The sequence below is a fragment of the Persephonella sp. genome, from assembly GCF_027023985.1.
Lineage (GTDB): Bacteria > Aquificota > Aquificia > Aquificales > Hydrogenothermaceae > Persephonella_A.
The window spans coordinates 34,061-51,685 of the sequence record NZ_JALVTW010000037.1 but is presented as its reverse complement, the minus strand read 5'-3'; the positions used below and the strand labels follow the sequence as shown (position 1 = coordinate 51,685).

The 17,625-nt window shown below is 33.4% G+C and carries 20 protein-coding genes; 12 read left to right on the top strand and 8 right to left on the bottom strand.

The features are described 5' to 3' along the window. Positions 1-5: 5 nt before the first annotated feature. The 3 genes from cmr1 to MVE07_RS10145 all read right to left on the bottom strand — a co-directional run bounded on the left by cmr1 (position 6) and on the right by MVE07_RS10145 (position 1,945). Complete coding sequence (gene cmr1, locus MVE07_RS10155; protein WP_297457191.1) at positions 6-857, bottom strand: type III-B CRISPR module RAMP protein Cmr1; 852 nt, start codon at positions 855-857, stop codon at positions 6-8. 42 nt (positions 858-899) lie between these two features. Beyond that, positions 900-1,637: a CRISPR-associated endoribonuclease Cas6 gene (gene cas6, locus MVE07_RS10150; RefSeq protein ID WP_297457188.1), complete on the bottom strand. Its 738-nt coding sequence runs from the start codon at positions 1,635-1,637 to the stop codon at positions 900-902. A 101-nt stretch (positions 1,638-1,738) separates the two neighbouring features. Further along, positions 1,739-1,945 carry a hypothetical protein gene (locus MVE07_RS10145; RefSeq protein ID WP_297457185.1) on the bottom strand — a complete coding sequence of 69 codons (207 nt, stop codon included), beginning with the start codon at positions 1,943-1,945 and terminating at the stop codon, positions 1,739-1,741. Between the two features lie 152 nt (positions 1,946-2,097). On the opposite strand from MVE07_RS10145, the gene MVE07_RS10140 reads away from it, so the two are divergent. The 4 genes from MVE07_RS10140 (at position 2,098) to MVE07_RS10125 (ending at position 6,482) form a co-directional block, all read left to right on the top strand. After that, a complete protein-coding gene (locus MVE07_RS10140) occupies positions 2,098-3,414 on the top strand; it encodes a lysine 2,3-aminomutase (protein WP_297457182.1) in 1,317 nt (438 codons plus the stop codon). A gap of 10 nt (positions 3,415-3,424) precedes the next feature. Beyond that, a complete protein-coding gene (guaA, locus tag MVE07_RS10135; protein WP_297457180.1) occupies positions 3,425-4,963 on the top strand; it encodes a glutamine-hydrolyzing GMP synthase in 1,539 nt (512 codons plus the stop codon). A gap of 13 nt (positions 4,964-4,976) precedes the next feature. Further along, the gene (locus MVE07_RS10130) at positions 4,977-5,987 is read left to right on the top strand and encodes a cytochrome c peroxidase (RefSeq protein ID WP_297457178.1); all 1,011 of its coding nucleotides are present in this window, start codon (positions 4,977-4,979) and stop codon (positions 5,985-5,987) included. Positions 5,988-6,101: 114 nt separating this feature from the next. Next, positions 6,102-6,482 carry a hypothetical protein gene (locus MVE07_RS10125; protein WP_297457176.1) on the top strand — a complete coding sequence of 127 codons (381 nt, stop codon included), beginning with the start codon at positions 6,102-6,104 and terminating at the stop codon, positions 6,480-6,482. Here MVE07_RS10125 and MVE07_RS10120 read toward each other — a convergent pair whose 3' ends face one another. Beyond that, positions 6,483-7,472, bottom strand: coding sequence for a tyrosine-type recombinase/integrase (locus MVE07_RS10120; RefSeq protein WP_297457174.1), 990 nt, complete (start codon positions 7,470-7,472; stop codon positions 6,483-6,485). A gap of 39 nt (positions 7,473-7,511) precedes the next feature. On the opposite strand from MVE07_RS10120, the gene MVE07_RS10115 reads away from it, so the two are divergent. From MVE07_RS10115 to MVE07_RS10100, 4 genes are all read left to right on the top strand, one after another. After that, a complete protein-coding gene (locus tag MVE07_RS10115) occupies positions 7,512-8,210 on the top strand; it encodes an SDR family NAD(P)-dependent oxidoreductase (protein WP_297457172.1) in 699 nt (232 codons plus the stop codon). Positions 8,211-8,283: 73 nt separating this feature from the next. Then, positions 8,284-8,769: a ferredoxin-thioredoxin reductase catalytic domain-containing protein gene (locus MVE07_RS10110; RefSeq protein WP_297457169.1), complete on the top strand. Its 486-nt coding sequence runs from the start codon at positions 8,284-8,286 to the stop codon at positions 8,767-8,769. Next, the gene (locus tag MVE07_RS10105) at positions 8,766-9,020 is read left to right on the top strand and encodes a hypothetical protein (protein ID WP_297457167.1); all 255 of its coding nucleotides are present in this window, start codon (positions 8,766-8,768) and stop codon (positions 9,018-9,020) included. The genes MVE07_RS10110 and MVE07_RS10105 overlap by 4 nt, the downstream gene beginning before the upstream one ends. Then, positions 9,007-9,639 carry a class I SAM-dependent methyltransferase gene (locus tag MVE07_RS10100; RefSeq protein WP_297457165.1) on the top strand — a complete coding sequence of 211 codons (633 nt, stop codon included), beginning with the start codon at positions 9,007-9,009 and terminating at the stop codon, positions 9,637-9,639. The genes MVE07_RS10105 and MVE07_RS10100 overlap by 14 nt, the downstream gene beginning before the upstream one ends. On the opposite strand, the gene MVE07_RS10095 is transcribed toward MVE07_RS10100, so the two are convergent. Continuing rightward, entirely contained in the window at positions 9,631-10,605 is a 975-nt protein-coding gene (locus tag MVE07_RS10095) for an RluA family pseudouridine synthase (RefSeq protein WP_297457163.1), read from the bottom strand. The genes MVE07_RS10100 and MVE07_RS10095 overlap by 9 nt on opposite strands. Before the next feature lie 61 nt (positions 10,606-10,666). On the opposite strand from MVE07_RS10095, the gene MVE07_RS10090 reads away from it, so the two are divergent. Beyond that, positions 10,667-11,563, top strand: coding sequence for a cation diffusion facilitator family transporter (locus tag MVE07_RS10090; RefSeq protein WP_297457161.1), 897 nt, complete (start codon positions 10,667-10,669; stop codon positions 11,561-11,563). Here MVE07_RS10090 and MVE07_RS10085 read toward each other — a convergent pair. Genes MVE07_RS10085 through murC form a run of 3 tightly spaced genes read right to left on the bottom strand, consistent with a single transcriptional unit; the run spans position 11,557 to position 15,106 of the window. Continuing rightward, entirely contained in the window at positions 11,557-12,384 is an 828-nt protein-coding gene (locus tag MVE07_RS10085) for a metal ABC transporter substrate-binding protein (RefSeq protein ID WP_297457159.1), read from the bottom strand. The genes MVE07_RS10090 and MVE07_RS10085 overlap by 7 nt on opposite strands. Continuing rightward, on the bottom strand, positions 12,381-13,736 hold the full coding sequence (locus tag MVE07_RS10080) for a nicotinate phosphoribosyltransferase (protein ID WP_297457157.1): 1,356 nt from the start codon (positions 13,734-13,736) through the stop codon (positions 12,381-12,383). Before MVE07_RS10080 ends, MVE07_RS10085 begins: the two co-directional genes overlap by 4 nt. Beyond that, positions 13,733-15,106 carry a UDP-N-acetylmuramate--L-alanine ligase gene (gene murC / locus MVE07_RS10075; protein ID WP_297457155.1) on the bottom strand — a complete coding sequence of 458 codons (1,374 nt, stop codon included), beginning with the start codon at positions 15,104-15,106 and terminating at the stop codon, positions 13,733-13,735. The genes MVE07_RS10080 and murC overlap by 4 nt, the downstream gene beginning before the upstream one ends. Positions 15,107-15,178: 72 nt before the next feature. Here murC and MVE07_RS10070 point away from each other — a divergent pair, with 72 nt between their 5' ends. Genes MVE07_RS10070 through MVE07_RS10060 form a run of 3 tightly spaced genes read left to right on the top strand, consistent with a single transcriptional unit; the run spans position 15,179 to position 17,611 of the window. Further along, on the top strand, positions 15,179-16,090 hold the full coding sequence (locus MVE07_RS10070) for a glucosaminidase domain-containing protein (RefSeq protein ID WP_297457153.1): 912 nt from the start codon (positions 15,179-15,181) through the stop codon (positions 16,088-16,090). Then, entirely contained in the window at positions 16,008-17,060 is a 1,053-nt protein-coding gene (locus tag MVE07_RS10065) for a polysaccharide deacetylase family protein (RefSeq protein ID WP_297457151.1), read from the top strand. The genes MVE07_RS10070 and MVE07_RS10065 overlap by 83 nt, the downstream gene beginning before the upstream one ends. Further along, the gene (locus tag MVE07_RS10060; RefSeq protein ID WP_297457149.1) at positions 17,057-17,611 is read left to right on the top strand and encodes a class II aldolase/adducin family protein; all 555 of its coding nucleotides are present in this window, start codon (positions 17,057-17,059) and stop codon (positions 17,609-17,611) included. The genes MVE07_RS10065 and MVE07_RS10060 overlap by 4 nt, the downstream gene beginning before the upstream one ends. Positions 17,612-17,625: the final 14 nt, after the last annotated feature.

Genomic DNA, 17,625 nt, shown 5'->3' with positions numbered 1-17,625 from the left:
CCTGCTTAGCATAGATTTTTCTTTTGAAGAATAGAATTTTTAAAATTTGTAATTGTATTCAATTGTTCTTTCGATACTTTTTGATTGTCTGGTAGAGCTATATTCAATGAGGTGATTATTGGATAATATTCTTTATCTTTCTTTATTACTGACACATAACAAGGAGAAACAAATCGGTCTATGTTACTAAAAACTTTTGCTTTCCCACATCTACAATCATGTGTCATTTGCCCTATGTGTTTTAAGATTTCATCATAAGAACTATAGGCTATATTTCCAATTTCTACGTTCCTAATAAAAGGATAATTTTCTTCCTTTTTCTCTTTTCTAAAGTTAAATTTAAAATTTGGATTTATAGATTTTATTAACTCTTGAATTCCTTCTATAAATTGAAGATTTGCATAATCAAACTCTGTATTATTAATTCTTGATATTCTTATACTTCCAAATCCTCTTCGGCTTCTTCTCCCAAAACCACCTATAATTGTTGATAAAATGAATAAATTTTTTATAGTTTCTTTATTTTTTAGATTTTGAAATAAAAACTCTATATTGAACTTTTGATGTGGGGCATAAGCAGGTATGTTTGCTCTATTTTTATGTGGTAATAAGTGATATCTACAAATCGATGTAATTTGTTCTACTTTTATCCTAAAACTACCCTTTCTATCAGTACTTCCAAAGATTTCATTTTCTTTTCTTTTTAATTCTGGAATAGGCAATTCTGGATGTAAAGCTCTAAACCAGAAACGAAGCATTCCTTTAAATTCGGAAGGCCTAAGTTCTAAGGTTTTCCCATCTCCACCATACATAAACATCGGAGTTATAATTTCACATTCAAATGTAATTTTTTCCATAGTAGCTCCTTTTTTTCTTTACTACTATTAACACCTTTTATTCTAATCTTCTGACATTATCTCTATCATCCCAAAGCCTTGGGAGTTTTTTGCTCCAAGTCCTGCGTCGTAAATAACTTTAAACATTTCTGGTTTTGTTTTTATTTTGAAAATTCCTTCATAAGCCTCTATTGGAAAATCTTTATATTTGAAAAGAACTTTTTTAATATTTTCAGGCTTTATTTCTATAGGGAAATTTTCAATTTCTTCCCCAGTGATGATATTGTATTTTTTTGCTAGATTTTTTCTTATCAGCTCATTAAATTCTTTTTCCTGTGGGGAGTAGTATCTATAATACTTCTTTTCGTTTTCAAATGTTCTATAAACTGTGATAGGGGATAAAGTTTTTATATAAAACTCTTCTTCAAATTCCGGCAAAGGTTGTATTTCTATAGATTCTAAGAAAAGGATATTTTTACCTAAAATTACTTTGTCCTTTTTTATAAATGTTTCTCCCAGATTTTTGGTAATGTCTGATATAGAAGAGGATACGAATAAAGTAATAGGTGTTTTGTATTTTATTTTTTTAAATTTTTTTAGAGGAACAAAATGTTCTGACTGGATTTTGGAAAAAGTAAATAGTTTAAAAGGTCTTCCTTTATAAAAAAATCCCATGTCATGCAAGAAATCCGAAAGAACTTTTGGTAAATTTTTGTATAACATAACTTGAAGTGCGTAGTTATGATGCAGTGGCAGAGATATATATTCTAAATCTGAGCTAAAAGATAATTTTAATCTCAATTTATCCCTCCCTCTCAAATTATAGAAATTTTTCATAAAGTTTTCAATTATAGGTAAAATTGTAAAAAATGGTCTTTTTGAATCAATATAACAACCCTATATTATCCGGTTTTTTTACCATTGCGAGCTACACATAGAAAAAAAGGTTTATAACGAACAACAATACACCAGCTCCAGTCCTCAGGAAATAAGTCTTCAATTTTATAACCTATTTTAAGCCAGTTTGCGCAATATATTCTAGGATTGGTCAATTTCTCCTCATTTCCATGAATTTTAAAAATTTCTGTTTCAAAACAATTTTTTTCCATAATTTTTCTCCCTATTGTTCCATTAAATCTATTTAAAACGAGGCTTTTAAAAAATATGCTTTATCTCATTTGAAACAAAAATATCATTTATATATAATAACCATCCCGCATTATTAAAATTTCATATTTTATAATACTTTGGAGGTTATAGAATGAAATATAGAAGTTATACTGTGCACAATTTCAGGGAAATACCACAGGTAAGAGAAAAACTTACCCCTGAACAGCAGTTTGATATCGAAGTTGTGGCACAGGTTTTTCCGTTTAAAACGAATAATTATGTCGTTGAAAAGCTTATTAATTGGGATAATCCCCTAGAAGACCCTATTTTTAGATTAACATTTCCCCAGAGAGGAATGCTTCTTGATGAAGATTATGAAGCAATAGCAAATTTATTAAAACAAAATGCACCAAAAGAAGTTATCAGGGAGAAGGCAAATGAGATTCGTATGAAACTTAATCCTCACCCTGCAGGGCAGAAATATAATGTTCCTCAAATAAATGGAAAAAAACTTCACGGAGCGCAGCACAAATACAGAGAAACAATTCTATTTTTTCCAAAACAGGGGCAAACCTGCCACGCATATTGTTCTTTTTGCTTTAGATGGCCTCAGTTTGTTGGAATAGATGAGCTTAAGTTTGCAATGAAAGAGGTTGAACTACTGATTGAGTATATAAAGGCTCACCCTGAAATCACAGACCTGTTATTTACCGGTGGTGACCCTCTTATTATGAAAACAAAAATTTTAAGACAATATATAGAGCCTATTCTTGAAGCAAGAATTCCTCATTTAAAAACAATAAGAATCGGTTCAAAAGCACTTGCATTTTGGCCATATAGATTCACAACCGATGATGATGCAGATGACCTTATAAAACTTTTCAGAGAAATTAGAGAAGCCGGATATCATCTTGCATATATGGCTCATTTTAATCATTATCAAGAGCTTGAAACAGAAGAAGTAAAAGAAGCAGTTGACAGGATTCTCTCAACAGGAGCTATTATCAGAACACAATCTCCTATTCTTAGACATATAAATGATAGTGCAGAAACTTGGGCAACTATGTGGAAAAAGCAGGTTCAAATGAATATGATTCCTTATTATATGTTTATGGCAAGGGATACAGGAGCCCAGCATTATTTCGGAGTTCCACTGGTAAGAGCTTGGGAAATATTTAGAAAGGCTTATAGCTCTATAAGTGGAATAGCCAGAACAGTAAAAGGGCCATCAATGTCTGCAACACCCGGAAAAGTCAGAATGTTAGGTGTAGCCGAATTTAATAATGAAAAAGTTATGGTTCTGGATTTTCTGCAAGGAAGAAATCCTGAATGGGTAGGAAAGCCATTCTTTGCAAAATATAACCCTGAGGCTATGTGGTTAGATGAGTTAGAGCCTTATGGTTCAGATAGATTTTTCTATGAAGATGAACTTGATGAGATGTTAAAATTAGAAGAGATTTTTGTCTAAGGAGGCAAACTTGGAACATCAGGGAATAGTTATTCTTGATTTTGGTTCACAGTATACACAGCTTATAGCAAGGAGAATAAGAGAGATTCATGTTTACAGTGAAATTTTGCCTTATAACGCTTCCATTGAAGAGATAAAGAAACACAATCCAAAAGGAATTATATTCTCAGGAGGTCCTGCATCTGTTTATGAACCGGGAGCACCTAAGCCTGATGAAAAGGTATATGAGCTTGGTCTTCCAATACTTGGAATATGCTATGGACTTCAGGTAATAACACAACATTTCGGTGGTGAAGTTGTAAAAGCAGAAAGACACGAGTATGGTAGAGCAGAGCTTGAGATACTAAACCATGAGGATTTATTTAAAAATATTCCAAATGAGATACATGTCTGGATGTCCCACGGGGACAGGGTAACAAAACTTCCTGAAGGATTTGAGCCTATAGCAAGAACATATAACGCACCATTTGCAGCTATAAGAAATAAAGAAAAGAAAATCTGGGGAGTTCAGTTTCATCCGGAAGTGTCCCATACATATATGGGAAAAGATATTCTTAAAAACTTTGCCGTTGAGATTTGCGGTTGCAAACAGGACTGGACAATGGGCAGTTTCCTTATGGAAAAGGAAGTGGAAATTAGAGAAATGGTTGGAAATAAAAAAGCAATATGTGCTCTGTCCGGTGGTGTTGATTCATCTGTAGCAGCTGTTTTAGTCCATAATGCTATTGGAGATAATCTTACCTGTATATTTGTTGATAATGGTCTTCTCAGAAAAGGAGAAAGGGAACAGGTTGAGAAAACATTTAGAGACCATTTCCATATTCCGCTTATAGTAGTTGACGCAAGGGAAAGATTTTTAAATGCACTAAAAGGTATTACAGACCCAGAGCAAAAAAGAAAGATAATAGGAAATCTTTTTATAGAGATATTTGAAGAGGAAGCCAAAAAAATCCCAGATGTTGAGTTTCTTGTTCAAGGGACTCTTTATCCGGATGTTATAGAAAGTGTTTCTGTAAAGGGCCCCTCAGCCGTTATTAAAACTCACCATAACGTCGGTGGATTGCCTGAAAGAATGAACCTAAAACTGATTGAACCGTTAAGAGAGTTATTCAAAGACGAAGTTAGAGAGCTTGGAAAAGAGCTTGGTCTTCCGGACGAGATTATATACAGACAGCCATTCCCGGGACCGGGTCTTGCAATAAGAATAATTGGTGAAGTTAATGAACAAGACCTGAATATCCTCAGGGAAGCAGATGCTATAGTTGTAGAAGAAGTTAAAAAAGCAGGCTTATACAGGGATTTATGGCAGTCTTTTGCTGTTTTACTGCCTATCCATACCGTAGGAGTTATGGGAGATTACAGAACATATGAAAAGGTAATAGCCGTTAGAGCTGTTGAGTCAACAGACGGAATGACAGCAGACTGGGCAAGACTTCCTTATGACCTGTTAGACAGGATAATGAGGAGAATAATAAATGAAGTTCAGGGGGTTAACAGGGTAGTTTATGATATAACCTCAAAACCTCCTGGCACAATTGAATGGGAATAAAAAGGAATTAGATATGAAAAAAACAATATTTTCTATATTAGGGCTTGCCCTAACTTTTAATTTTTCTTTTGCTGAAAGCGATTTATTAAAAACAGCAAAGCAGTATTTTAAACCTCTTCCAAAAATCTTTCCTTCTAAGGAAAATCCTTTAACTCCGGAAAAAATAAAGCTTGGGAAAATCCTATTTTATGAAAAAAGAATATCAATAGACGGCACAACAAGTTGTGCAAAGTGCCATCCAATTGAATATTACGGAACAGATAAACTTCCAAAATCACGGGGGAATTTTTCAAAGGAAAATCCAAGGAATGCCCCTACTGTTTTTAATGCAGCAGGACAGATATCAGAGCACTGGAGAGGAGATAGAAAAGACGTTGAAGATCAGGCAAAAAGGGCATTACTTGGTAAAGGATCATTTGGCGCTCCTTCTTACCAGTGGGTAGAAGAAAAACTAAAAGAAATAAAGGGATACCAAGAGCTATTTAAAAAAGCATTTCCTCACGATAAAAATCCAATAACTGTTGACAATTATGCAAAAGCGATTGGAGCATGGGAAAGGACACTTTCTACTCCTTCAAGATTTGATGAGTTTTTAAGAGGAAATGAAAATGTATTAACAGAAAAAGAGAAAAGAGGATTAAAAACGTTTATCTCCGTTGGTTGTGTAGCATGCCACTCAGGAGCACTTTTAGGGGGAACTATGTATCAAAAATTTGGTATAGTTGAGCCTTACTGGAAGTATACAAAAAGTAAAAAGATAGATTTAGGAAGGTATATTGTTACTAAAAAGGAAGAAGACAGATATGTTTTTAAGGTTCCACCTTTAAGAAATGTTGAGATGACAGCTCCTTATTTCCACGATGGTTCGGTAAAAAGTCTAAAAAGAGCAATCTGGATAATGGGGAAAGTCCAGCTGGGAAAAGATTTATCAAAAACTCAGGTTGAAGATATAGAAGCATTTTTAAAATCTTTAACAGGAAAACTATCACAAGATATCATGACAGTTCCTATTATGCCTAAATAACTATTTTTAATCGGTAGTTTTTACTTATTAATAGATTTAGACTGTTATTTGCTTCAAATATTGTTAAATTCTTTATGAGGAATAATTTTTTATAAAAGGCCTGGGAGGAGGAAAATGGAGAAATTAGTTGTCGGAAATATAAAATTCAAAAAGCCGGTAGTTGAAAAGTTAGTAGATATCCATTATGTAGTGGAAAAAGAAGGGAAAGAAGTTTTAAAACACAAGTATTTTATACTTACCTATGATGAATTTGATAAATCCAATGATGAATTAATTAAATCTCTTAATGAAAAGGATATAAAGCTACTGGTAATTGATGAAACAGTGGCTATAGATTTTGGAGATGAGGAAATACAGAAACATCTTGATACTACTATAATGTATGATAAACAATGGATTGAATCTAAATCTCCGGATAAAGCAAACTTTGAAAGATGGCTTGTTGAATTTGTTGACCAGCTGATTTTTACAGATAGAGGTAATTGTCCAGTTTAATCAGGCAACATCTGAAAAATCAAGCATGTCAGGAATTTTATAAAATTTCTTATTTTCAATATAAAAGCTGTATCTTTGCTGGAGATGTGTTTTCTTAATTCCTAAAATATCTGCAATATGATTCAAACATACTCCCTTTTCCAGCATATGAACAACGAAAGTATCCCTCAATATAGAAAAGGTATATCGTGAGGGAAGCCCAGCTTTTCTAAGACTGTTTTTGAACATTATTTCAACACTTCTTGGTGATATAGGAGTATCGGATTTTTTGGAAGAGAATATAAAATCTTTAGGTTTTTCACGTTCAATGAATAACTTGAGCTCCTGTAAGATTGTTCCAGGTAATATGATTTTTCTGGAATGTTTACCGGTTATATTAATTATTCCTTCACTCAGATCTAAATCTTTTATCTTTAGGGAAAGAATCTCATTTAATTTCATACCACAGCAATATCCGAGCCCTATAATAATTCTATGTCTTGGGTTTTTAATATGGGAAATCAGTTTTTTGATTTCAGTTCTGGTTAAAATCTCAGGTATGTTTTCATTTAACTGAGGAAGGTTTATATCTGAAAAGTTAATTACATTAAGTAATTTTTCATAAAAAAGCCTGAGTGCCATATAAGATGTTTTTATTGTGCTGGGTTTTTTATTTTCATTTCTAAGATAATTGAGGTATGCCTGTATGTCCTTTGGTTTAATATCTTGAGGTTTTTTTCTAACAAAATCTAAGAAATTTTTATTTATCTGAAAATATAGTTGTTTTGTTTTTCCTGAAATATTTTCACTGGAAATAATCGGAAAAAGATAACAGGAAGGGTCAATATCTTTCTCATCAAATAAAAACAGAATTTTATTATAGACTTTTGTAATCCCTGGAAGGACAAAATATCCCCTTTCTTTTGATAAAAACTCCTTAAAATGCTTTTCAAGGAGTTCTTTATGCTTACTGTGAACCAGAAAGTTGCCTTTGTAAGATAGTTTAACCATTAAAAGTATAATATTATAAAAACAGGAGAAAAGAAAGAGATGGAGAAAAAAAGGGTATTTATAACAGGAATAGGTTCAGGTTTAGGCTATGCTTTTGTTAAGTATTTTCTTGATGAAGGATATGAGGTATATGCTTTAAGCAGACGTTTACCAGAGGAGTTTAAGGAAAAAATTCATTTCCAGCAATGTGATTTACTTGCACTTGAAACGGTATATCCTTCTACACAAAAACTTCTTCAAAATGTTAAAAGGCTTGACTTTGTGATATTAAATGCAGGTCTTTTGACTCCTCTAAAAGATATACATGATACTCCCATATATGAAATGGAACAAATGATGGATGTTAACGTATGGGCAAATAAAATAATACTTGATTGTGTTATGGATTTGAAAATAGAAGTTCCACAGATAATAACGATATCATCAGGGGCTTCCGTAAACGGAAATAGAGGCTGGCACGGATATTCCATTTCAAAAGCTGCATTGAATATGCTTGTAAAACTTTATTCACGGGAAATGGAAAACACCCATATAATAGCCCTTGCTCCCGGTTTGATAATGACTCCAATGCTTGAGGAATTTGTTTTATCTGCAGATGAAAATAAGTTTCCATCGGTCAAAAGGATAAAAAATGCTCCTAAAATGACACCGGAAGAGGCTGTTGAAAATATTATGAATAAGATGGATAAACTTAAAGATATCCCATCTGGTAGTTATGTAGATATTCGAAATTTATGATATTTATCTTTTGTTTTTTGAAAATAGCGTATTAATTTATAATTTACTGATAATGCAAAAAAGGAGGGCATAAATGATAAAGGTCAAACCGGAAACACTGGAGAAGATGAAAAGATTTGCGGAAAATTTTGCCGAAAAATCTGGAACAGTGGTAAATCCAAATAAAGAAGCTGCAGAGGCTGTAATACAGGGGCTTGCAGCCCATGTGGATGAACTTGGGAAACCACTCTGTCCATGTAATTTCTATCCAGATAAACAGGAAGAAGTTAAAAAAAGAAGATGGATATGTGCATGTAATGAAATGCAGATTTTCAAATACTGCCACTGCTTACTATTTACTACAGAAGAAGGCCTCCCAATTACAGAATACCTTCCAGAATGGCATGAAGGAAGACAGATTTACGGTCTTGTAAAAGACCCTACTCCAGATAAAGGAAGAGCTCTTTCAAAGCCTGAAAAAATATATGAGGCATTAAAAGAGTATGTAGAAGAACATGGACTTGATATTCCAGATGAAGAAATCAGAAAATTTGCTGAAGAAACAGCTAAGAAAAAATGAAAAAAATTATATTTGCCTTTATATTTCTTTTCCTCGGGGTGCTTGGAATTGTTTTTCCGGTTATCCCGGGAATTCCTTTTCTTTTAATTTCTGCCTTTTTGTTTGGTATTATTCCCCATAGTTTTGTCCTTAAAGTTTTGAAAAAAGTAAAGACAGAAAACAAAAGGTCTCGATTTAACAAGATGATTAATTACGTATTAATCAAGTATGTCTATGAGAAGGAGCCTATCGAGATAAATGCCAAAAATTGAACCATTTGAGCATTTTTATAAAAGATATGAACAGTGGTTTGAAAAACATCATCCTGTTTATTTGTCTGAAATAGAAGCCCTTAAAAAAGTTATTCCGGAAGGAAAAGGTATAGAGATAGGAACAGGCACAGGCAGGTTTTCTGTTCCTTTTGGTATTAAATACGGAGTTGAACCTTCTTTAAAGATGGCACAGATTGCAAAAAATCGGGGAATTCAGATTGTTAGAGGAATAGCTGAAAAACTACCTATCAAAAATAATCAATTTGATTTTGTCCTTATGGTAACAACAATATGTTTTGTTGATAACCTGAAAAAATCCTTTGAAGAGGCCGCAAGAATATTAAAAAGAAACGGTTATATAGTCCTTGGATATATAGATAAAAACTCTCCTTTAGGTCAGTTTTATCTGGAGCATAAAGAGGAAAATCCCTTTTACAAATATGCAACATTTTATTCAACAGAAGAAGTGGTTTCATTGCTAAAAGAAACGGGATTTGGGGATTTTGTTTTTTATCAAACTGTTTTTAAAATGCTTGACCAGATAAAAGAGCCTGAACAGGTAATTAAAGGTTATGGGAAAGGTTCATTTGTTGCACTTCAGGCTAAAAAGCTATTTTGATAAGATTTCTATTATCTCCGATAAAGGCTCTGGTAAGGATTTTAATTGAAATTCTTTCCATTCCCCAGTTCTTGGATGCTTAAATCCTAATTTATATGCCACAAGGGCGTGGTATTCCAGCATATCTGATGCTTTTTGTGCCTCCGGTGTTGGCAGTTTGCTTTTTTTAAAACCGTAGATTTTATCATTTAGTAGTGGATGTCCTATTGTGGAAAAATGAACCCTTATTTGATGGGTTCTTCCTGTATGAAGTTTTATATCAACCATTGTTAGATTATGTTTTTCCCAAACTTGTTTAACCCAGTATTCTGTAAGTGCATTCCTGAGATTTGTTGCTACTGTTCCCATCTTTTGTCTGTTATAAATTGACCTGCCGATTGGAATATCAATTAGTCCGTAAGATTTTTCAGGGATACCGGTTATTATTGCTATATACCTTTTATCCACTTCTCTGTTTTGGAATTGCTTTTGAAGTTCCTTGTGGGCAAATTCTGATTTAGCGATAACCATTAAACCTGCAGTGTCTTTGTCAAGTCTGTGAACAATTCCTGCCCTTTCTCTGCCACCAAACTCAGACACATTTTCAAAATGATAAAGCAGTGCATTTACCAGTGTTCCGGAAGTATGTCCCGGAGAGGGATGGACAACCATATGTGGCGGTTTATATATAACGGCTATATCCTTGTCTTCGTAGTATATATCAAGAGGGATATTTTCAGGTTCTATTTCTATTTTTTCCGGTGGTGGAATGATTAACCTGACTTCCTGTCCTTCTTTTATTTTAGTTGAAGGTTTTTTAATCTGTTTGTCGTTTATATAAACCAGACCGTCTTTGATTAATTTTTGGTAGTAAGACCTTGAAAATTCCGGATATGCCGAGGCTAAAAACTGGTCTAATCTTTTTCCACTTTCTTCTGTTTTGAATGTTAAAACTTCCTGTTCCATAGCTTTATCAAATTTTATCATAGTCAAAAGTTAAAAAGCCTTTAAAATGTATAATGTATCCTGTTAAGTGCAAGGTGTAGAAATGGAAAATAAAAATAGGCTTTTTATTGCTATTGCCCTTAATGTTCTGATTGTGATAGCCCAGATTATCGCAGGACTTTATTCAGGTTCGCTGGCACTTCTTACAGATGCTATCCATAATTTTCAGGATGTCGTTTCTCTAATAATTGCATATATAGCCGTTGTTTTTATGGCAAAAAAGCCAACTAAAAGGATGACCTTTGGATATCTCCGTTCCGAAGTAATGGCAGGTTTTATAAACTCCGCATTTTTGCTTGGTGCTATATTTCTAATTATCCTTAACTCTATAGAAAGGCTATTTAAACCTGAAGAGGTTCAGAGTATATATCTGATAGTTATCGGGGGAATAGCCTTTGTAATCAATGGATTTTCTGCATGGCTACTTGGTTTTCATCATCACCATCATCACGGAGAAGAAGACCACCATCACCGCGAAGATTTGAATATAAGAGCTGCTTATCTACATCTACTTAGCGATGCGGGAATTTCTCTTGGGGTGGTTATTGGTGGAATTATTATGTATTTTTACGGGGTTTACTGGGTTGACCCTCTTATATCAATACTGTTTAGTTTGTATATTCTGAAAGAAACAATTCCTGTCCTTAAGAAAAGTTACATGATTTTGATGGAAGCCACCCCTTCAAATGTAAACGTTGCTGATATAAAAAAGGAAATACTTTCTATCCCTCAGATAAAAGATGTTCATGATATTCATGTATGGGCTTTGTCCAGTAAAGATATATATCTGTCAGCCCATATTTTACTTGAAAATCAAACCTCAATAGAGGACTTTAATAAAATTTTGGAAATGCTAAAAGAAAGACTGGATAGATATGGCATAAACCATATTACCATCCAGCCTGAAATAAAAGATTTTAAATGCGATTATACTTACTGAGTTTTTGCTTTGTATATCTGGTCAATATTAAATCTGAGCATTTGAATATAATCTTTATCTATTCCGAACGGATCTAAAAATACAACTCTTATACCTGTCTGGTCAATAATCAGTTTGGTATATCTTGGATTGTAAAACTGCTTTGCTGCAAATATAGCAGATATTTTGTATTTTTTAATCAAATAAATTATTTTCAGTAAATGCTGTGGAGTAGGCTCTCTACCATGTCCCATTTCTATAACACCTATATACTCAAGTCCAAATGCCTTTGTAAAATAAGGCCATGCATAATGATATGAGATGAATTTTTTATCAGGTAGTTTGCTGAATCTATTTTTCCCGTATTCTTTGATTTCTTTTATTTGTTTTAAAAATTTTTCAAGATTTTGTTGATAAACCTCTTTGTTGACTGGGTCTATTTGAGAAAGTTTATTTGTTATGTATTTTGCTATTACTCTTGCATTATCAGGGTCAAGCCATAGTGCAGGATGTATGTCTCCATTTTCATCTTTTAAAAGTTTTAGATTAGGGATATTTATTACTTTTATCTTTTTGTTTTTTGGAATGCTTTCCAGTAAACCTGTGAGTTTTGGCTCCCCTGTTCCCAGAAAAACAAAAAGATCTGCTTTGTATGCCTTTTTTAGCTGGGATATTCTGAATTCATAAACATGGGGAGATACTCCAGGAGGAATAAGGTATTCCACTTTTTTCCCTTCTACAGCAGAGATTATATCTGCTATTGGTTTTACTGTTGTTACAATAAGGGGTTTACCGTAAGAAAATGTTATTAAAAGCAAAAACAAAGTAAGGATTTTTCTCATTTTTCTCCACCTAAATATTTTTTCTCTAATTCTTTCATTGTTTTTTCTATCTGGGGACTGATTTCCGGTAAAACATGAACGGTTTTTTCTATATCTTTTAGTTCTTCCGGTAGTTTTTTCAGATTGTTTATTGCTTTCTCTCTGATTTCTGTAAGAGAAGGTAATTCTCTGATAAGTTTTCCATCTTTCATATATTGTTTTAGTATAGGTTCCCCACCTTCTATTTTTTCATTAAATTTAGCGATTATATCTTTATGGAATAGGCCGTCTTTGTAAAATCTATATATCTGTTTTTTGTGGGGAAGGGTTTTTTTATGTTTACTGAATTTCATAACAGCTTTTCCATCATACTCAACAAGTTTATATGCACAATCCAGATAAGGCAGGTCAGCAGAAACTACTAACTCTGTTCCGACCCCCCATCCATCTATCGGAGCCCCTGCATCTAAAAGCTGTTTTATTTTGTATTCATTTATGCCTCCGCTGGCAATAATGATTGCATCTTTAAATCCTTCCTTGTCTAAGATTTCTCTTGCCTGTTTTGAAAGTGTTAATAAATCTCCACTGTCTAATCTTATTCCTTTAAACCATTTAAAACCAAGTTCTCTTATTGCTTTAACTGCATTGTAAACACCCTGAATTGTGTCATAAGTATCAACCAGAAGTATTGAGTTTTCAGGATACATAGATGCGAAATCTTTAAATGCTTGAACTTCATCGGCATGGGCAAGGATAAATGAGTGAGCCATTGTCCCAACAACCGGAATTCCGTATTCCTTACCTGCAAGAACATTAGAAGTTCCTGCAAATCCCCCTATATATGAAGCCCTTGCAGCTTTCATTCCGGCATCTGTTCCATGGGCTCTCCTGAGACCAAAATCAACAAGGACAGTTCCCTTTGCCACCGAATAGCATCTCATTGCTTTAGTGGCAACAAGAATAGGATGCTGTAAAGTATTTATGAGAAATGTTTCTATTATCTGGGCTTCAATCATAGGTGCTTCAATCTGAACAACAGGCTCGTTAGGAAAAATTACTTCCCCTTCATCAATTGCATATAGATTTCCTGTAAAGCGGAAATTTTTTAGATATTTAAGGAAATCCTCCTGAAAAAAACCTGTTGAATGGAGATAATCTATATCTTCCTCGGTAAATCTAACATTTTCAAGGTAATAAATTAGTTGCTCCAGTCCGGCATTTATAAGATATGACCTATTTTCTACAGGCCTTGTATAAAAATCAAAAATAGCAGTTTTATTCATTCCTTTTTTAAAATAAACCTGCGCCATAGTAAGTTCATAAAGATCAGTAAGGAGGGACATATTATCTTTATTTACAAAACCAAATCTCATACCTGCCTCCTGTTTTTCAGTTTTTCAGCAAGCATATCTGCAAGTTTAGTTATACTTCCTGCTCCCATTATTAAAACCACATCATTTTTTCTGATAAGAGAACTTAAAAGATTAGCTGTTTTTTGTAAATCACCGCTGTAATAAACATTTTTACCTGTTTTACTTCTTATATCCTGTGCAAGTTTTTCGCCGCTTACGCTATCTATTGGATTTTCTCCTGCAGGATATATATCAGTAATAACGGTTATATCAGGAATATCAAAAGATTCAACAAACTGGTCGTAAAGGGAAAAAACACGGGTGTATCTGTGGGGCTGGAACACTGCTATTAGTCTTTTATCTGGAAACATTTCCTTGGCAGCTTTAATAGTTGCCTGTATTTCCGTCGGATGATGGGCATAATCATCTATTATTGTGATATCGTCTGTATGTTTAATTTCAAATCTTCTGTTGGCATTTTTGAAGTTTTCAAGGGATTCCTTAACAACACAGAAAGGAACCCCCAGCTCGTATGCAATGGATATAGCTGATAAAGCATTATAAACATTATGTTTTCCTGGGATTGAAAGATGTATTTCCCCAAAATCATTTACCTTAAATTTATATCTACCATCTATAACCTGAAGGTTGTATCCACGGATATCAGCATCTTCAGAAAGACCGAATTTTATGACCTTTTTTTCTATCTGGGGGAGTATATCCCTTATGTTTGGGTCGTCTATATTAACAGCAACAGCCCCGTAGAATGGAACTTTATTTGCAAACTGGATGAATGCCTGTTTTATATCATCAAGATTTTTATAAAATCCAAGGTGTTCCATATCTATGTTATTTATGGAAACAATTGTGGGAGTAAGCCTTAAAAAAGAACCATCACTTTCATCTGATTCTGTGACTATAAATTCACCTCTTCCTAATTTTGCATTACTACCGTAAGCCTCGAGCTTTCCACCAATAACAACGGTTGGGTCATATCCGGTTTTTCCCAGTATAAAGCCAACCATAGAGGTTGTTGTTGTTTTTCCGTGACTTCCTGCTATCGCTATACCATATTTAAACCTCATAAGTTCAGCAAGCATCTCTCCCCTTGGAATAGTTGGAATTCCAAGCTCTTTTGCCCTTACAAGTTCCGGATTGTCTGGTTTTACAGCTGAGGAATAAACTACAACATCAGCACCTTCTACATTTTTAGGGTCATGGCCTATAAAAACCTTGGCACCCATTTCTTTCAGGGATATTACTGTCTGGCTTTCTTTAAGGTCTGAGCCTGTGACGGTAAATCCTTGGTTTAGTAAAACCTGTGCGATTCCATTCATACCGGAACCGCCTATGCCAATAAAATGTATTCTTCTTACTTTTCCTCTGAACATTCAACTCTCCAAAGCCGGTTATGATTTAAATAATTTTATAATGTTTTGAAATTTTTATATACTTAGGTGGTTATGGATAGAATTGATAATTTTTATAGGAAATTAAGAATTTTTTACAAAAGGCTTTCCGGTAGGGAAAAAATAACAATCTTTTTAGTTTCTTTTCTTTTTTTTATTGTGCTTTTGAAGGCTATCCATGATGTTAGAACTTACAGAATTATTAAGAAAGAAGAATTAGAAAAGGCATTTAAGTTCAAGAAAGTTATTGTCTTATACAGAACCATCCACAGATATTCTGATATAGTCCCGGTGAACTGTTCTGCAGTAGTTCCTGTTACTTATACAAAGGTGATTTCTCTTGGCAGACTACCTATTCCTGAAAGAAAGAAAAAATTCATAGATATGGTTTTGCCTTCTATTTTAATTGTTAATTTTTATATCAAACAAAACAGAGATTTTGTCCTATATGTTAAGAAAAAAATAGAAGACGGGAAATATCTGTTACCTAATGAAGAAGAAAAAATAAAAGAACTTATGGAAAAATATAAAGCCGAAACCCTTAACGAACTTTTAGAAAAAATGAATGTCAATCCTGTTAGCATTGTTCTTGCACAGGCAGCAATAGAAAGTGGATGGGGAACATCAAGATTTTTTGTAGAGGCCAATAATATTTTTGGTGTATGGACTTTCAATAAAAAATACGCCTCAAAAATAAAAGCCAGCAAATCAAATGTTTATCTCAAAGCTTATCCAAGCTTACTTGATTCAGTATGGGATTATTACTACAGCATAAATATGAGCTGGGCTTATAAAAAATTTAGACTGGTAAGACTGAAAACAGATGATCCCCTTTTACTTTCTAACTATCTTGAAAAATACTCAATATTAAGGGAGAGGTATGTTGAAAAGATTAAAATTGTTATTAAAACTAACCATCTTACCAAATATGATAACTGCCGTCTTTCTCCTGCTTACATCCATTAAGGCTTATGCCGGATATGCAACGGTTTTAATCTATCATAGGTTTGACGAAAACAAATACCCTACAACCTCTATATCAACAAAAGTTTTTGAAAAACAGATGAGATATCTCAAAGAAAATGGATACAATGTAATTCCTTTAAAGCAGCTAATTAATTACCTTGAAAATAAAAAAGAAATTCCTCCCAAAACTGTTGTGATTACTATAGATGATGGTTATCGTTCAACTATGAAGGCTTACAGAATACTGAAAAAATACGGTTTTCCGTTTACTATTTTTCTGGGAATGGAAGGTATTGCAAGGTACCCTGCATTTTTGACCAAGGAAGAGCTAAGAATACTAAAAAAAGACAAACTTGTTTCATTTGGTAATCATTCCTATTCCCATGCCAGATTTGCCAGATTAATGGTAAAAATGTCCCCTGAAAAATATGAAGAATTTATCAAAAAGGACACAGAAAAAGCTGAAAAAAAACTAAAAAAATTACTGGGATATATTCCTAAAATATATGCATATCCTTATGGAGAATATACGAAACCATATATAGAAGTTCTGAAATCTATGGGATATAAAGTAATGCTTTCCCAAGACCCTCAAAATGTGGATAAAAACACTCCCCTGTATCTTATACAGAGGCAGGCAATTGTTGGTAGTTGGGCAAGTATGAAACATTTTAGGCTTGTTTTAAACACAGAGGTTTTGCCGGTTATAAGCCATAAACCTGATATTGGGTATCTTCCTGAAAATCCTCCTAAAATAATTCAGGTCAAAATAAAAAATCCTCAAATATACAAAAACTGTCAGATTTATCTAACTGAAATTGGCTGGAAAAGGGCTAAAAAGAAAGATGATATCCTTTTCATAGATGGAATTCAGAAACTTAGAAAATGGAAAAACAGAATAGGTATAAAATGTATTAATAAAAAAACAGGAAAAAGAGCAACATTTTTTTGGAGTGTTTATACAAAATGAGCATAATAGATGAGATTATATTTACAGGGAAGGTTTTATATAAAGAAGGCCTTGTTAATTCCCATGCAGGTAATATCAGTGTTAGAGATGGAAACACAATCTATATCACAAGAACAGGTGCAATGCTTGGGTATCTAACGGAAAATGATATTGTTAAGGTCCCTGTATATAAGGCTTCAGAAGTAGATAAAATAGCTTCTTCAGAGCTGATAGTCCATAGAGCCGTTTATCAGAAAACTGACTATAAAGCTATAATTCATGCACATCCTGTTAATGCTGTTGCTTTGAGTTTTAAAGTAGGGGAAAAGTTTGTCCCTGTTGATAATGAAGGAAAGCTATTTTTAAAGGAAGTTCCTATATTGCCTGAGTATCCCAGTGCTTCACCTGAGCTGGCTGAAGCTGTTTCTGATTTTTTCTCAAATAATCCTCACAATATTATTATCATCAAAACACATGGCAGTTTTGCTGTGCATAATTCTCTCAATTATGCTTTGAAGCTAACATCTGACCTTGAGTTTTGTGCAAAGGTGTTTAATCTCGTAAGTCATTGATAATCAATATTTGA

Bases quoted from the DNA above. Each gene is read 5' to 3' on its own strand.
- cmr1 (WP_297457191.1), bottom strand. From the start codon at position 857: ATGGAAAAAATTACATTTGAATGTGAAATTATAACTCCGATGTTTATG.
- MVE07_RS10145 (WP_297457185.1), bottom strand. From the start codon at position 1,945: ATGGAAAAAAATTGTTTTGAAACAGAAATTTTTAAAATTCATGGAAAT.
- MVE07_RS10140 (WP_297457182.1), top strand. From the start codon at position 2,098: ATGAAATATAGAAGTTATACTGTGCACAATTTCAGGGAAATACCACAG.
- MVE07_RS10130 (WP_297457178.1), top strand. From the start codon at position 4,977: ATGAAAAAAACAATATTTTCTATATTAGGGCTTGCCCTAACTTTTAAT.
- MVE07_RS10125 (WP_297457176.1), top strand. From the start codon at position 6,102: ATGGAGAAATTAGTTGTCGGAAATATAAAATTCAAAAAGCCGGTAGTT.
- MVE07_RS10120 (WP_297457174.1), bottom strand. From the start codon at position 7,472: ATGGTTAAACTATCTTACAAAGGCAACTTTCTGGTTCACAGTAAGCAT.
- MVE07_RS10115 (WP_297457172.1), top strand. From the start codon at position 7,512: ATGGAGAAAAAAAGGGTATTTATAACAGGAATAGGTTCAGGTTTAGGC.
- MVE07_RS10110 (WP_297457169.1), top strand. From the start codon at position 8,284: ATGATAAAGGTCAAACCGGAAACACTGGAGAAGATGAAAAGATTTGCG.
- MVE07_RS10105 (WP_297457167.1), top strand. From the start codon at position 8,766: ATGAAAAAAATTATATTTGCCTTTATATTTCTTTTCCTCGGGGTGCTT.
- MVE07_RS10100 (WP_297457165.1), top strand. From the start codon at position 9,007: ATGCCAAAAATTGAACCATTTGAGCATTTTTATAAAAGATATGAACAG.
- MVE07_RS10095 (WP_297457163.1), bottom strand. From the start codon at position 10,605: ATGATAAAATTTGATAAAGCTATGGAACAGGAAGTTTTAACATTCAAA.
- MVE07_RS10090 (WP_297457161.1), top strand. From the start codon at position 10,667: ATGGAAAATAAAAATAGGCTTTTTATTGCTATTGCCCTTAATGTTCTG.
- MVE07_RS10085 (WP_297457159.1), bottom strand. From the start codon at position 12,384: ATGAGAAAAATCCTTACTTTGTTTTTGCTTTTAATAACATTTTCTTAC.
- MVE07_RS10080 (WP_297457157.1), bottom strand. From the start codon at position 13,736: ATGAGATTTGGTTTTGTAAATAAAGATAATATGTCCCTCCTTACTGAT.
- murC (WP_297457155.1), bottom strand. From the start codon at position 15,106: ATGTTCAGAGGAAAAGTAAGAAGAATACATTTTATTGGCATAGGCGGT.
- MVE07_RS10070 (WP_297457153.1), top strand. From the start codon at position 15,179: ATGGATAGAATTGATAATTTTTATAGGAAATTAAGAATTTTTTACAAA.
- MVE07_RS10060 (WP_297457149.1), top strand. From the start codon at position 17,057: ATGAGCATAATAGATGAGATTATATTTACAGGGAAGGTTTTATATAAA.